General features: G+C 61.3%; 13 protein-coding genes. 4 read left to right on the top strand and 9 right to left on the bottom strand.

The genetic code is table 11. From position 1 onward, the window contains the following. Window positions 1-460: 460 nt before the first annotated feature. The 3 genes from ilvD to AB5I78_RS27640 all read right to left on the bottom strand — a co-directional run bounded on the left by ilvD (window position 461) and on the right by AB5I78_RS27640 (window position 5,167). Window positions 461-2,302 (bottom strand): dihydroxy-acid dehydratase, encoded by a 1,842-nt coding sequence (gene ilvD / locus AB5I78_RS27650; protein ID WP_369301944.1) that lies wholly within the window; start codon window positions 2,300-2,302, stop codon window positions 461-463. Window positions 2,303-2,561: 259 nt separating this feature from the next. Beyond that, window positions 2,562-3,722, bottom strand: a complete 1,161-nt coding sequence (locus tag AB5I78_RS27645) for an MFS transporter (RefSeq protein WP_242199808.1) — start codon at window positions 3,720-3,722, stop codon at window positions 2,562-2,564. Window positions 3,723-3,970: 248 nt separating this feature from the next. Beyond that, window positions 3,971-5,167, bottom strand: a complete 1,197-nt coding sequence (locus tag AB5I78_RS27640; protein ID WP_003213799.1) for a class I SAM-dependent rRNA methyltransferase — start codon at window positions 5,165-5,167, stop codon at window positions 3,971-3,973. A 207-nt stretch (window positions 5,168-5,374) separates the two neighbouring features. Between AB5I78_RS27640 and AB5I78_RS27635 the strand changes: the two genes are divergently transcribed. Beyond that, window positions 5,375-6,187, top strand: a complete 813-nt coding sequence (locus AB5I78_RS27635; protein WP_262206628.1) for an HDOD domain-containing protein — start codon at window positions 5,375-5,377, stop codon at window positions 6,185-6,187. A 21-nt stretch (window positions 6,188-6,208) separates the two neighbouring features. Continuing rightward, window positions 6,209-7,021: a bifunctional DNA-formamidopyrimidine glycosylase/DNA-(apurinic or apyrimidinic site) lyase gene (mutM, locus tag AB5I78_RS27630; RefSeq protein WP_369301945.1), complete on the top strand. Its 813-nt coding sequence runs from the start codon at window positions 6,209-6,211 to the stop codon at window positions 7,019-7,021. A 124-nt stretch (window positions 7,022-7,145) separates the two neighbouring features. On the opposite strand, the gene AB5I78_RS27625 is transcribed toward mutM, so the two are convergent. The 5 genes from AB5I78_RS27625 to AB5I78_RS27605 form a co-directional block, all read right to left on the bottom strand. Beyond that, window positions 7,146-7,397: a YfhL family 4Fe-4S dicluster ferredoxin gene (locus AB5I78_RS27625; RefSeq protein WP_003195146.1), complete on the bottom strand. Its 252-nt coding sequence runs from the start codon at window positions 7,395-7,397 to the stop codon at window positions 7,146-7,148. Between the two features lie 380 nt (window positions 7,398-7,777). Beyond that, window positions 7,778-8,257 (bottom strand): pantetheine-phosphate adenylyltransferase, encoded by a 480-nt coding sequence (gene coaD, locus AB5I78_RS27620; RefSeq protein ID WP_003176711.1) that lies wholly within the window; start codon window positions 8,255-8,257, stop codon window positions 7,778-7,780. A gap of 114 nt (window positions 8,258-8,371) precedes the next feature. Then, window positions 8,372-9,967 carry a GMC family oxidoreductase N-terminal domain-containing protein gene (locus AB5I78_RS27615; protein ID WP_369301946.1) on the bottom strand — a complete coding sequence of 532 codons (1,596 nt, stop codon included), beginning with the start codon at window positions 9,965-9,967 and terminating at the stop codon, window positions 8,372-8,374. Between the two features lie 151 nt (window positions 9,968-10,118). Then, window positions 10,119-10,664, bottom strand: coding sequence for a twin-arginine translocation pathway signal protein (locus AB5I78_RS27610; protein WP_145157765.1), 546 nt, complete (start codon window positions 10,662-10,664; stop codon window positions 10,119-10,121). 28 nt (window positions 10,665-10,692) lie between these two features. After that, window positions 10,693-12,120, bottom strand: coding sequence for a coniferyl aldehyde dehydrogenase (locus AB5I78_RS27605; protein ID WP_145157762.1), 1,428 nt, complete (start codon window positions 12,118-12,120; stop codon window positions 10,693-10,695). A 146-nt stretch (window positions 12,121-12,266) separates the two neighbouring features. On the opposite strand from AB5I78_RS27605, the gene AB5I78_RS27600 reads away from it, so the two are divergent. Further along, window positions 12,267-12,938 (top strand): TetR/AcrR family transcriptional regulator, encoded by a 672-nt coding sequence (locus AB5I78_RS27600; protein ID WP_025859550.1) that lies wholly within the window; start codon window positions 12,267-12,269, stop codon window positions 12,936-12,938. Between the two features lie 33 nt (window positions 12,939-12,971). Continuing rightward, a complete protein-coding gene (locus tag AB5I78_RS27595; protein WP_369301947.1) occupies window positions 12,972-13,826 on the top strand; it encodes a sulfurtransferase in 855 nt (284 codons plus the stop codon). 121 nt (window positions 13,827-13,947) lie between these two features. Here AB5I78_RS27595 and AB5I78_RS27590 read toward each other — a convergent pair whose 3' ends face one another. Beyond that, the gene (locus AB5I78_RS27590) at window positions 13,948-14,943 is read right to left on the bottom strand and encodes a hydrolase (RefSeq protein WP_369301949.1); all 996 of its coding nucleotides are present in this window, start codon (window positions 14,941-14,943) and stop codon (window positions 13,948-13,950) included. Window positions 14,944-15,039: the final 96 nt, after the last annotated feature.

Raw genomic sequence — 15,039 nt, 5'->3', positions numbered from 1 at the left:
GCTTAAGTTGGAACCCGATCAACTGTGGGAGCGGGCTTGCCCGCGAAGGCGGTGTGTCAGGCAGTACAAGAGTCGGCTGGCCCACCGCTATCGCAGGCAAGCCAGCTCCCACATTCGACCGCATTCTTAAGGTGGGACCCGATCCACTGTGGGAGCGGGCTTGCTCGCGAAGGCGGTGTGTCAGGCAGTACATGAGTCGGCTGGCCCACCGCGATCGCAGGCAAGCCAGCTCCCACATTTGACCGCATGCTCATGTTGGAACCCGATCAACTGTGGGAGCGGGCTTGCCCGCGAAGGCGGTGTGTCAGGCAGTACATGAGTCGGCTGGCCCACCGCTATCGCAGGCAAGCCAGCTCCCACATTCGACCGCATGCTCATGTTGGAACTCGGCTTACTGCTGAAGGGTTTATCCAGACAAAAAAATGCCCCGCACGTGGCGGGGCATTTTTATGCGCGAGGCTTACAGGCCGTCGAGCATCGCTTTGTTACGCACAGCGCCTTTGTCGGCGCTGGTGGCCAGCAAGGCGTAAGCCTTCAACGCAGTGGTGACCTTGCGCGGACGCTTCTCGACCGGTTTCCAGCCTTTCTTGTCCTGCTCAACCCGGCGGGCGGCCAGTTCTTCGTCGCTGATCAACAGATTGATCGAGCGGTTCGGAATGTCGATCAGCACTTTGTCGCCGTCCTGCACCAGGCCAATCGCGCCGCCGGCAGCGGCTTCTGGCGAAGCGTGGCCGATGGACAGGCCCGAGGTGCCGCCGGAGAAACGGCCGTCGGTGAGCAGGGCGCAGGCTTTGCCCAGGCCTTTGGATTTCAGGTACGACGTCGGGTAGAGCATCTCTTGCATGCCCGGGCCGCCTTTCGGGCCTTCGTAGCGGATGATCACGATGTCGCCGGCCTTTACTTCGTCGGCGAGGATGCCGCGCACGGCGCTGTCCTGGCTTTCGAAGATCTTGGCGTTGCCTTCGAACACGTGGATGGATTCATCCACACCGGCGGTTTTCACCACGCAGCCATCCAGTGCGATGTTGCCGTACAGCACGGCCAGGCCGCCTTCTTGCGAGTAGGCGTGCTCGACACTGCGGATGCAGCCGTTTTCACGGTCGTCATCGAGGGTGTCCCAACGGGTGGACTGGCTGAACGCCGTTTGCGTCGGGATGCCGGCCGGGCCTGCCTTGAAGAAGTGATGCACGGCTTGGTCGGTGGTCTGGGTGATGTCCCACTTGGCGATGCCTTCGGCCATGCTCGTGCTGTGCACGGTCGGCAGGTCGGTGTGCAGCAGGCCGCCACGGGCCAGCGAGCCGAGGATCGAGAAGATCCCGCCGGCGCGGTGCACGTCTTCCATGTGGTATTTCTGGATGTTCGGCGCGACTTTGCACAGTTGCGGCACGTGCCGGGACAGACGGTCGATGTCGCGCAGGTCGAAATCGATCTCGGCTTCCTGGGCGGCGGCCAGCAAGTGCAGGATGGTGTTGGTGGAACCGCCCATGGCGATGTCCAGGGTCATGGCGTTTTCGAACGCCTTGAAGTTGGCGATGTTGCGCGGCAGCACCGACTCATCGTTGTCGGTGTAGTAACGCTTGCACAGCTCGACGATGGTGCGGCCAGCCTGCAGGAACAGCTGCTCGCGGTCGCTGTGGGTGGCCAGCGTGGAACCGTTGCCCGGCAAGGCCAGGCCCAGGGCTTCGACCAGGCAGTTCATCGAGTTGGCGGTGAACATGCCGGAGCACGAGCCGCAGGTCGGGCAGGCGCTGCGCTCGTATTCCGCGACTTTCTCGTCAGACGCGCTGGAATCGGCGGCGATCACCATGGCATCCACCAGGTCGAGGCCGTGGGAGGCGAGCTTGGTCTTGCCGGCTTCCATTGGGCCGCCGGAGACGAAGATCACCGGGATGTTCAGGCGCAGGGAGGCCATCAGCATGCCGGGGGTGATTTTGTCGCAGTTGGAGATGCACACGATGGCGTCGGCGCAGTGGGCGTTGACCATGTATTCCACGGAGTCGGCGATGATCTCGCGGCTCGGCAGCGAATACAGCATGCCGTCATGGCCCATGGCGATGCCGTCATCCACGGCGATGGTGTTGAATTCTTTGGCCACGCCGCCGGCGCGTTCGATCTCGCGGGCGACCAGTTGGCCCAGGTCCTTGAGGTGGACGTGGCCGGGTACGAACTGGGTGAACGAGTTGGCAATCGCGATGATCGGCTTTTTGAAGTCGTCATCTTTCATCCCCGTGGCACGCCACAGTGCGCGCGCGCCGGCCATGTTGCGGCCGTGGGTGGATGTTTTCGAGCGGTAATCAGGCATGGAGCACTCCGGGCGGCTAATCAAGTACTAAAGGGAAGTGAGCTTCTATTGACGTCTGGAACACTCAGAAAATGGCCGTGTGTCCAAACGTTGCCACTCGCGTCGCGGGATCGCCGCGTGCTTGGGCCTCGAGCTCATAAACCCGCCGGGGGATGACTGGCGATGAATAGGGTCGATTCTACACCGCTGGCGGCCGGAGGGAATGGCCGCCAGCGTGTAGATAGCGCTTACGAGACGTGTGGGTGTGCAAGTTTCATGGTCAGCGGCCGACCCGCGCGTTCGTCATCACGCCCCAAACGCTGAGCACGATGAAGCTGATGGCGATGGTCATCAGCAGGTTGGCCCCGGCTTGGGCGAGGGCGGCGCTGCTGACGGCAGCGGTGATGAACATGATGCTGTTGCCGGCCGAGGCGGCGGTGCCGGCGCTGCTGGAGAACAGCAACATGGCGGCGGAAATCGCGGCGGGGCGAACCAGAGTTACGGCCAGGGCGCTGATCAGCATCGGGATCAGCAGGGTGATGGTGGTGATGGCTCCAAGACCGACGATCAGCATCAGAAGCACGCCTGCGATAAGCAGCAATCCAAGGCCGATGTTGATTTGCCGGGACAGCGAGATGCGTTTTTGAAGATACGACGCCGCCAAGCCACCGAGCAGATAGGCCACGCCATACACCATGAGTACCAGTGCGTACTGGTATTCGGAGAGTTTCAACGAGTCCATGAAAATCAACGGTGTCACGCTGATCAAGGCGAAGTAGCAGGCGAACACCAACGCGGCGATCCACCAGTAACGCAGGAAGTCGCGATTGGTCGCGACATCTTTCAGCGTGCCGATGATCGAAACCGGCGTGCGGTGCGGGCTGGCGGACTTGGAGGGCAGTATGCAGAACGCATGGATCAACATCCCCAACGCCATCAGTGCGAATCCATAGAAACTACCCTGCCAATCGAAGGTGGTTTGCAACCAGGAGCCGATCAGCGGTGACAAGGCGACGAACGAGCCGCTCAGGGTCATGTAGTAGAGGCGCACACGGGCTCGATCCTGTTCTTCGAACAGGTCTTCCACTAACGCGTGGCCCAGTACGAAGAAGCCGCAACCCATGGCCTGGACCGAGCGAAACAGCAGGAAGCTCAGGTAGTCCGTCGATAATGCGCAACCTATCGCACCAAGGATCGACAGCGTGATGCAACCGAGCAGGACTTCCTTGCGGCCCCATTTATCCGACAGTGGGCCGGCAATCAATTGGGACACTGAAAACACCAGCGTGAACAGACTGATCGACAGTGCGATTTCTGCGGTAGGTGTGTCGAACCTGGCAGCCAGTGCGGGAAACGAGGGCAGCAGAATGTTGATAGGGAAAAAGCTGATCAGGGAAATGCAGGTGATGAGGATGAAGCGGGAGAGGTAGGGCCCAGACATTGTTTTTGTTTTCCGGAGTAATTCCAGAAACCGATACTAGTCTGCGAAATGTGGAATTCAATCAAAACCGTTGAAGGACGGTTCCCGAATTGTTGTGGTTTGCGGTGATAGGAAAGTTGCCCTGACACACCACAAACCAAAATGTGGGAGCGGGCTTGCTCGCGAATACGTAGTGTCAGTCAACTCATTCATCGACTGACTTGCCGCTTTCGCGAGCAAGCCCGCTCCCACATTTACCCCGCGTTCAATCAGCTATTGGGCAACAACCGGCACGTAATGCTCTTGATGTAGCGCGTTTCGGCAATCGCCGGGTGCACCGGGTGATCCGGGCCCTGGCCGCCGCGTTCGAGCATCTGGATATTGCGGTCCAGGTGACGGGCGCTGGTCAGCAGGATGTTTTGCAGGTCGTCTTCCGGCAAGTGCATCGAGCAGGATGCGCTGACCAGGATGCCGTCCTTGCTGAGCAGGCGCATGGCTTGCTCGTTCAGGCGGCGGTAGGCGCCTTCGCCGTTTTTCATGTCTTTTTTGCGTTTGATGAAAGCCGGTGGGTCGGCCACGATCACGTCGAAGCGTTCTTCGCTGGCTTTCAGCTCTTTGAGGGCTTCGAACACATCGCCTTCGATGCAGGTCATCTTCTCGGCAACGCCGTTCAGCGCAGCGTTGCGCTCCACGCCGTCGAGGGCGAAGGCGGAGGCGTCGACGCAGAACACTTCACTGGCGCCGAAGGCTGCGGCCTGCACGCCCCAGCCACCGATGTAGCTGTAAAGGTCCAGCACGCGTTTGCCTTTGGCATACGGCGCCAGGCGGGCGCGGTTCATGCGGTGGTCGTAGAACCAGCCGGTCTTCTGGCCCTGGATTACCGGGGCTTCGAATTTCACGCCGTTCTCTTCCAGCGCGACCCACTCCGGCACCAGGCCGAACACGGTTTCAACGTAGCGGTTGAGGCCTTCGGCGTCGCGCGCGGCGGAGTCGTTCTTGAACAGGATGCCGCTTGGCTTGAGCACTTGGGTCAGGGCGGCGATCACGTCTTCTTTGTGGGCTTCCATGGTCGCCGAAGCGATCTGGACGACCAGGATGTCGCCGAAACGGTCAACTACCAAGCCCGGCAGCAGGTCGGAGTCGCCGTACACCAGACGGTAGAACGGCTTGTCGAACAGGCGATCACGCAGCGACAGGGCCACATTGATGCGGTGCACCAGCAGCGACTTGTCCAATGGCAACTTGATGTCGCGCGACAGCAGGCGTGCGCAGATCAGGTTGTTCGGGCTCATGGCCACGATGCCCAGGGTCTTGCCGCCGGCCGCTTCCAGGATAGCCTGGTCGCCTGCCTGGAAGCCGTGAAGTGGGGTGGCGGCCACGTCGATTTCGTTGCTGTAGACCCACAGGTGGCCGTTGCGCAAACGACGATCGGCGTTGGCTTTGAGACGCAGGCTTGGCAGGGACATGACGTCGCTCCGGAAAAAAGAGCGGGAGTATACCGTGTTGTGCATGAATTCGCGGCGCCGCCGGACATGTGGGAGCGGTTTCAGTTCGGCATTTGGGTGTCGGTCAAGTCTTCATAAGGGTTAGAATCGCCGCCTAGCCCAGAGTGTGTACTTATGTCCCAAGAGCTTTCCGCCGAACAGATCCAACAGGCCCTGCAAGGCATCAGCGTGCCGCCTCAACCGCAAATCATGGTGGATTTGCAGATGGAGCAGTACATGCCCGACCCGGACCTGGAAGTGATCGCGCGGTTGATCTCCCAGGACCCGGGCCTGTCCGGCGCATTGCTGAAGATCGTCAACTCGCCGTATTACGGCCTGAGCAACAAGATTGCCTCGATCCAGCGCGCGGTGAACCTGCTGGGCAGCCGTTCGATCATCAACTTGATCAACGCACAGTCGATCAAAGGCGAGATGAGCGACGACACCATTGTCACCCTCAACCGCTTCTGGGACACCGCCCAGGATGTGGCCATGACCTGCCTGACCCTGGCCAAGCGCACCGGCTCGCAGGCGGTGGACGAGGCTTATGCCCTGGGGCTGTTCCACGATTGCGGCGTGCCGTTGATGCTCAAGCGGTTCCCCAATTACATGACGGTGCTGGAGCAGGCCTACGCCAATGCCGGGCCCGATTGCCGCGTGGTCGACACCGAGAACAACGCGTTCAACACCAACCATGCCGTGGTCGGCTACTACACCGCCAAATCCTGGCGCCTGCCGGAGCATGTGACCGACGCGATCGCCAACCACCACAACGCGTTGGCGATTTTCAGCGATGAGTCGTCGCGCACGCCGCAACTTAAAAACCTGTTGGCCATCCTGAAAATGGCTGAGCACATCTGTTCGTCCTGTCGCGTGCTGGGTAACCAGGCCGTGGACCATGAGTGGAATGCCATCGGCCATCTGGTGCTGGATTACGTGGGCCTGTCGGACTACGACTTCGAAAGCATGAAGTTGTCGATCCGCGAACTGGGCGCGCACTGACCCTTTTTTCACGAGGTACACATGCCCGAGTTACCAGAAGTCGAAACCACCCGGCGCGGGATTGCGCCGCACCTGGAAGGCCAGCGCGTCAGCCGTGTGGTGGTGCGTGAGCGGCGCCTGCGCTGGCCGATCCCGGAAGACCTGGATGTGCGCCTGTCCGGGCAGCGCATCGTGCTGGTGGAGCGGCGGGCCAAGTACCTGTTGATCAATGCCGAAGTGGGCACTTTGATCAGCCACTTGGGCATGTCGGGCAACCTGCGGCTGGTGGAAGCCGGTTCGCCCGCGCTCAAGCATGAGCATGTGGACATCGAGCTGGAGTCGGGAATGGCGCTGCGCTACACCGACCCACGGCGCTTCGGCGCGATGCTCTGGAGCCAGGACCCGCACAACCACGAATTGCTGATTCGCCTGGGGCCGGAGCCGTTGACTGACCTGTTTGACGGCGAGCGGCTGTTCCAGCTGTCCCGCGGCAAGTCCGTGGCGGTGAAGCCGTTCATCATGGACAACGCGGTGGTGGTGGGCGTGGGCAATATCTATGCGACCGAAGCGCTGTTTGCCGCCGGGATTGATCCGCGTCGCGCCGCCGGTGGCATTTCACGCGGGCGTTACTTGAAGCTGGCAGTTGAGATCAAGCGTGTGCTGGCCGCCGCCATCGAGCGTGGCGGCACCACATTGCGGGACTTTATCGGCGGTGACGGGCAGCCGGGGTATTTTCAGCAGGAACTGTTCGTCTACGGCCGGGGCGGCGAGGCGTGCAAGGTCTGCGGCAGCGAGTTGCGCAATGTGGTGTTGGGGCAGCGGGCGAGTGTGTTTTGCCCTAAGTGCCAGAGCTGAGTGTTGTGTGAGGGGCTGATGCCGCCATCGCAGGCAAGCCAGCTCCCACACTTGACCGTATTCACACGTTTAAATGTGGGAGCTGGCTTGCCTGCGATGAGGTCCGGATGGGCGCCACAGAGTCTCAGGCCTTACCGGTAATCTTCCGGTACTTCTCCATCAACTGCTCTTCAGTCTCAGGGTGTGCTTCATCCAGCGGAATGCAATCCACCGGGCACACTTGCTGGCACTGAGGCTCGTCGTAGTGGCCGACACATTGGGTGCACAGGTTGGGGTCGATCACGTAGATCTCTTCACCCTGGGAAATCGCAGCGTTCGGGCACTCAGGTTCGCAGACGTCGCAGTTGATGCAATCGTCGGTGATGATCAGGGACATGGAAACTCCTGCCAGGGCTGTCAGCCAGGGCATCTGAAAACGAATGCGCGCAATTGTGCCGCATTGGCGCCCGCAGTGCGAGCTGTGGCGATCGCTGGGCTTGTTGTGGGGAGCGGCGCGCCTGTTGTGGCGAGCTCCGTGCCTTTTGTGGCGAGCGGGCTTGCCCCGCGTTGGGCTGCGAAGCGGCCCTGAAAACAGGCCGCCGTGTTTTGGCTGAAACTATGCGGTGGGTTTATTGGGGCTGCTTCGCAGCCCAACGCGGGGCAAGCCCGCTCGCCACAATAAGCCCGCTCAGCACAGATAAGCCAGGCTCAGCACAGACAAACCGGGCTCAGCATTGGCAAACCAGGCTTTGCACAGACAAGCCCGCGCTTCAGAAATTATTTCTTGAAGCGCAGTGTCAGCGCATCCGCCACAGCCGGGTGTACGAACTTGGTGATATCTCCGCCCAAAGCGGCGATTTCACGGACCAACGTCGAGGAAATGAACGAATAACGCTCCGACGGCGTGAGGAACAGGCTTTCCACGTCCGGCGCCAATTGGCGGTTCATGTTGGCCAGCTGGAATTCGTATTCGAAGTCCGACACCGCACGCAGGCCACGCAGGAACACATTGGCGTTCTGCTCTTTGGCGAAGTGTGCCAGCAGCGTTGAAAAACCCACCACTTCCACATTAGGCAGGTGTTTGGTGACCTCACGCGCCAGCTCCACGCGCTGTTCCAGGGGAAACAGCGGGTTTTTCTTGGGGCTGGCAGCGACCGCGATGATCACATGGTCGAACAGGCGAGAGGCGCGTTCGACCAGATCGCCATGGCCTTTGGTAATCGGGTCGAAGGTACCTGGGTACAACACTCGGTTCATCGCGTCGTCCTGGCGGAGTCCGTTGGGGAACCGGATGGTATCGCAGCCATCCCGGTCGGCCAAGTCAACTTATGCAGAAGAAAGCACTATAGACACCGCGAATAACCTGTTTTTTCACGCTGTTTTCAGACGTTCGGCCAACGCTGTCGCCAGTTGCGCGGTTAATCCATACACCGACAATTGCGGGTTGGCCCCAATGCTGGTGGGGAATAACGAGCCATCGTGGATCGACAGATTGCGCAACTGGTGATGGCGACCGAGGCTGTCAGCCACGGCGTTTTTCGGGTCTTCGCCCATGGCGCAACCGCCCATCACGTGGGCGCTGCCCAGGGTGGTTCGATGCAGTTCCAGGCTCAGGCCGTCGATCAGGCTGCGTGCCTCGGCCAGGGTGCTGACGTAACGCGCGTCGTGATGCAACGGCTTGACCGACTTGGCGCCCGCCGCGAACTGGATCTCGGCCATGCTGTGGAAGGCTCGGCGCAGGCCGTCCCAGGCGTAGGGCGATACTGCGTAATCGAGAACCGGCGTACCGTCACCGCGTAATTCCACCGTGCCGCCAGGGCTGTCGGGATGAAAGCCATCGCGTAAAAGGGCAAGCATGGCGTGGGTATGGGGCAACTGGCTCATATCCAGCGCGTTGCCGGTGCCGTAACCGCCGAATAGTGTGCTGGCCAACCCAGGGTGCAAGGGCGGTGCCTCCAGCTTGTAGGACATTTTGCCGGTGGTGCCGTCCAGCCACTGGAAGTGATCGGAATAAATTGACTGCGGCGCGCCGTAGAACGGGTTGATCACCTCGTCAAACTGCCCGGCAGAGAAATTCACCAGATGCAGGAACGTGCGCTTGCCCACGCGCGAATGCGGGTCGGGCGCGTCCGAACGCATCAGCAGCGCCGGGCTGTTGATGCCGCCGCCCGACAGCACGTAATGCCTGGCCTTGACGGTTATCTTGCGACCGGTGGGCGCGACGCAACGCTCGTACATGGCCACGCATTCCAGGCTGCTGATGGTGTCGCCGCTGTACTTGAGCCGTTCTGCGCGGGCGAGATACAGCAGTTCGCCGCCCTTTTCCAGGGTGGACGGAATGGTAGTCACCAGCATCGACTGCTTGGCGTTGACCGGGCAACCCATGCCGCAATACCCCAGGTTGAAACAGCCGCGCACGTTGCGTGGGATCACGTGCCAGCTGTAACCGAGCTTTTCGCAGCCTTTGCGGATCACATCATTGTTGGCATTCGGTGGCATGGCCCACGGGGCGATGCCCAGGCGCTGTTCCATCTTCTCGAACCACGGCGCCATCTCGGCGCTGCTGTGGCCTTTTACCGCGTACTCACTGGCCCAGTGGGTGAGGGTGGCGTCCGGCGTTCGGAAGCTGGAGGTCCAGTTGATCAATGTGGTGCCGCCCACCGCCCGGCCCTGCAGGATGGTTATCGCGCCGTCTTTGCTCATGCGGCCAATGCCTTCCTGGTACAGGCTGGCGTAGGCCTCGTCTTCGAGCAGCTTGAAGTCGCTGCTGGTCTTGAGCGGGCCCTCTTCGATCAGCAGCACCTTGTAGCCGGCGGCGCTGAGGATTTCGGCAGTGGTGCCTCCGCCGGCACCGCTGCCGATGATCACCACATCGGCTTCCAGCGTCAGGTCGCTGTCGAGTGCGGCGCCATTGTGGGTTTTCCAGCCGCGGGCCAGGCCGTCGCGGAACAGATCGGGTACGGGCATAGGTGTGCACTCTTATTTTTCTGTACGAAGTTGCGACCAGTGTGGGAGCTGGCTTGCCTGCGCTAGCGGTTTGCCTGCCGATCAATTCATCGCTGATACACCGCCATCGCAGGCAAGCCAGCTCCCACATTTTCTAATCAGGTTGTCAGGCCTAAATCTTCGGCGGGCCGGGGTAGCCGCAATGGGCCCAGGATTGCGGGCGGAAGTACCAGGCCATGATTACCAGCTTGAGCAACGAACCCTGGCCCATGCGCAGCAGGTTCAGGTAGCTGTTTTCCCAGCGGTGCAGGAAGTTGCGGATCTGTTCACTGCTGGCATTTTCCCAACTGCCCCAGATCCCCGTCAGCGGGCCGCGGGTGATGCCCATGCCCAGCACGTCGAACAGTTGCTGGGTAAGCTTGAACATCTCCGGCGACAGGTGCTGCAGGCTGTAGTCGAGTTTTTTCAGGGTGTCTTCAATCCCGGCGACCACGTCCTGGGCGCTGGCCACGCCCTCGAGCAGCACCGGGATCACTGCGCGCAAGAACGGCAAGTCACTGCTGCGCAGCATTGCAAAGCCGCTGGCCGGGGTGCTGCTGGAGCACCCGCTGAGGCTGGCGCCCAGCCCGGCAGTGGCCAGGAACGCGCTGGCACACAGGCCGATTTTCAAGACGCCGCGCCGCGACAGCGCAGGTGTTTCAGTCAGGCTAGGGTTCATTATTATTGTTGTCCCGAGAGTGGCGGAATCAGCGTACAAACAACTTCTGAATCAACTTCTGGATCGACTTGCCATAGGGCGGGTAGATCAATTTCGCCGCGTTCAGGCGCTGTTTCACCAGCACGCCCTTGGCCTTGCTGAATGTGAGGAACCCTTCGTGGCCGTGGTAGTGGCCCATGCCGGAAGGTCCGATGCCGCCGAAGGGCATGTCATCCTGAGCCACATGCAGCAGGGTGTCGTTCAGGCACACGCCGCCGGAGTGGGTTTCATGCAGCACGCGGTTCTGCTCGCCCTTGTTGTAGCCGAAGTAATACAGGGCCAGCGGACGAGGGCGCTGGTTGACGTAGGCAAAGGCCTGATCAATGCCGCGATACGGCACGATCGGCAGCACCGGGCCGAAGATTTCGTCCTGCATCACAGTCATTTCATCGCTGACATTCAGCAACAGGCTGTGGGACATGCGCCGTGCCTGGCCTTGGTCGTACAAGGTGATCAGGGTGGCGCCTTTCTCGGTGGCGTCTTTGACGTAGGCATTCAGCCTGGCCTGTTGCCGATCATTAATGATGGCGGTGTAGTCCGGGTTGTCGGTCAGGGTCGGGTAAAACCCGCGAACTGCCTTGCTGTAAGCCTCGACGAACCCCTCGATGCGATCTTCGGGCACCAGCACGTAGTCCGGCGCCACGCAGGTTTGCCCGGCATTCAGGCATTTGCCGAAGGCAATGCGCTCGGCGGCGTCCTTGAGCGGCACATCGGCGGAGACTATTGCCGGCGACTTGCCGCCCAGCTCCAGCGTCACCGGGGTCAGGTGTTCAGCCGCCGCACGCATCACGTGCTTGCCGATGCTGGTGGCGCCGGTGAACAGCAGGTGATCGAAGCGCAATTTGGAAAACGCCATGCCCACTTCGGCCTCGCCCAGCACCACGCACACCAGGTCTTCGGGGAAGATTTTCGCCAGCAGCGCCTTGAGCAGTTCACCCGTAGCGGGCGTGGATTCGCTGAGCTTGAGCATCACCCGGTTACCGGCCGCCAACGCGCCGACCAACGGGCCGATGGCCAAATACAGTGGGTAGTTCCACGGCACGATCACGCCGACCACGCCCAATGGTTGATAGATGACCTTGGCGGATGCCGGTTGGAAGGCGATGCCTACAGCGCGGCGGGAAGGTTTCATCCAGCCTTTGAGGTGTTTGCTGGCGTAGTGAATGCCATGCAGGCTCGGCATCAACTCGGCGAACAGGGTTTCGTCTGCGCTGCGGTGGCTGAAGTCCTGGCTGATCGCGTCGATCAGGGCCTGGCGTTCGTCGCTGAGCACATCGCGCAATGCCTTGAGCCATTGTTGGCGCTGCGCCGCCGGTGGCATCGGGTTGGCGGCATAGGCGCGACGCTGGGCGTCGAAAAGGTCCTGGAGTTGATCCAGCGCCTGGGAATCTTGCAGGTAGGCAACGTTGGCAGACATGGCGCAGTTCCCGATTGTTATAGGTCTGCCTGGATTTTTAGAGTCATTGCTCTAAATTGTCAAATATCATTGCAGCAACATGCGGATTTATCCAGACAAGGATAGGCCGTAAGATGCCCCATCACGTGTTTAGAAGCTGATCCCCTATGGCACCACGAGTAAAGACCAGCGAGCGCATTGTGCAAACCAGCCTGGAGCTTTTTAACCAGCAGGGCGAGCGCAGTGTCAGCACCAACCACATTGCCGCCCACATGGAAATTTCCCCGGGCAACCTGTACTACCACTTCCCCAACAAGCAGGCGATCATCGCCGTGCTGTTTCGCGAATACGAAGCCCTCGTGGACAGTTTCCTGCGCCCGCCCCAGGGCCGCGCCGTCACCGTCGAAGACAAGCGTTTTTACCTGCAGGCCGTGCTGGCGGGCATGTGGCGCTATCGCTTCCTGCACCGCGACCTGGAACACCTGCTGGAAAGCGACCCGGAACTGGCCACCGGCTACCGGCGCTTTTCCCAGCGTTGCCTGATCCAGGGCGGCGCTATCTATCAAGGGTTCGTCGATGCCGGCATCCTCAATATGGACCCGGTGCAAACCGAGGCGCTGACCCTCAATGCCTGGATCATCCTCACCTCGTGGGTGCGATTTCTGTGCACCACCAATGAAAATTCCGCCCACTTGAGCGCCGAGGCGATCAAGCGAGGGGTGTACCAGGTGCTGGTGCTGGAGGCGGGGTTTGTCACGCCCCAGGCCAAAGAGGCGGTAGACGCTTTGTTCAAAGAGTTTTACGTGCCGTTGAATCAGGCACTGGAAGAAGTGAAGTAGGACCTTTCCCGAATCTGTTCACAGGAGTCCGTCATGCCGCTTGCCCAACTGATCAGCCCCCAGCAACTCGCCGAGCGCCAGAAGGCGGCCGGGCTGGTGATCCTGGATTGCCGCTTTGCCCTGGAAGACCCGGACTACGGGCTTTGCAGCTACGCCGAAGGGCATATCGAAGGTGCGCAATATGCCGACCTGGAGCGCCACCTCAGCGGTGCGGTGACAAAGGGCGTGACCGGGCGTCATCCGTTGCCGGCGGCGGACACCTTGGCCGCGCAACTGCGGGCCTGGGGCATCAATGCCGACACGGACATCGTGCTGTATGACGACGGCCCCGGCGCCTATGCCGCCCGCGCGTGGTGGCTGCTGGCCTGGCTGGGCAAGCGCGATGGCGTGTTTATTCTGGACGCAGGCCTCAAGGCCTGGCACGCGGCCGGCTTCCCGCTGAGCCTGGACGCGCCCGTGGTTGAGCCAGGGACGTTTGCCGGTTCGCCGGACAATCACTTGGTGCTGGACGCCGAACACCTGCAAAAACGCCTCGGCGAACCGGGCATGACCTTGATCGACGCTCGCGCCCAGCCGCGTTTCCGTGGTGACGTGGAGCCCATCGACCCGATTGCCGGGCATATTCCCGGCGCGCAATGTGCGGCATTCAACGAAAACCTGGGCAGTGACGGTCGCTTCCTGCCAGCTGAGCAGCTCAAGCAGCGTTTCGCCGCGCAGTTGCAGGGCCGTTCGCCAGATGAGCTGGTGGCGTATTGCGGTTCGGGTGTGACCGCGTGCCATAACCTGTTCGCCCTGAGCCTGGCGGGTTACCCGCTGGGCAAGTTGTATGCGGGGTCGTGGAGCGAGTGGATTACCGATCCGGCGCGGCAAATCGCAACCGGCGACTAAGCCGCCAGCCCTGCAAACCCAATCAAAATGTGGGAGCGGGCTTGCTCGCGAATGCAGAGTGTCAGTCGATAGATTTGTGACTGATACACCGCCTTCGCGAGCAAGCCCGCTCCCACATTTTTTAACCGCGTTGTGTCAGTAGCCATTGCGGGATTCGGCGTTCGAGGTAGTAGCTCGGGCGTCTGAGAGAACCATCGACAAACCCCACATGCCCACCCTTGGCCAGCAGCTCAAACTCTGTGCAGTCCGACAGTTCGCTGGCCTCCGGCAGGCTGTGGGCGAACACAAACGGGTCATCGGCCGCCTGGATAATCAGCGTCGGCGTGCGAATATCGCCCAGGTAATAGCGACTCGACGCGCGGCGGTAATAGTCCTCGGCGCTGAGGAAACCGTGCAGCGGCGCCGTCACCCGCCCGTCGAAGTCCCAAAACGTGCGCATCTTCTCCAGCGAGCCCAGTGCCTCGAGGGTTTTCAGCCCGTCAGCTTGGCCATCCTGTAAAAAGCGCCGTTGCTTGACGCGGATATACGCCAGCATCTCGCGCATAAAGTGCTTCTGATACACCCGCGAAAACCCCAGCCCGATGCGATCCGCACACTGATCCAGGCGAAACGGCACCGACACCGCGGCCGCGCCATGCAGCCCCGAGGCTTCGCCGGTTTCGCCCAAGTGCTTGAGCAGCACATTGCCGCCCAGCGAATAACCCACGGCATACAGCGGCGCCAACGGTCGCTTGGCGCGCAGATGCGCAATCGCTGCTGCCAGGTCTTCGCTGGCGCCCGAGTGGTAACTGCGCGCCAGCAGGTTGGGCTCACCCGAGCACCCGCGCCAGTTCAACGCGGCGCTTGCCCAGCCCTGGGCGGCGAGGACTTTTTGCAAGCCGGCCACGTAGGGCGAATTGGACGAGCCGGTCAGCCCGTGCAGCACCAGCACCAATGGCGCTTGCGCGTCATGGGGGCCATGCCAGTCAAGATCGAGGAAGTCGCCGTCGTCCAGCCACAAGCGTTCGCGTTGGCGTTGGATATGCGTGGTGGGACGCCACAACGGCCCCCACAGCGTTTGCAGGTGTGGGTTGCCGAGGCCGAGAGCGGGTTTGAACAGGTCGACGGAAGGGGTCATGGACATCTCTGTGGCGAGCAGGCTTGTTGTGGCAAGCGAGGCTTCACGTGGCGAGCAGGCTTGCCCTGCGTTGGGCTGCGCAGCAGCCCCGGCTCA

The organism is Pseudomonas sp. N2-3-1-14 (assembly GCF_041228395.1).
Taxonomy (GTDB): Bacteria; Pseudomonadota; Gammaproteobacteria; order Pseudomonadales; family Pseudomonadaceae; genus Aquipseudomonas.
The sequence above is the reverse complement of the archived record's forward strand: the minus strand, read 5'-3'. Positions and strand labels throughout refer to the sequence as shown.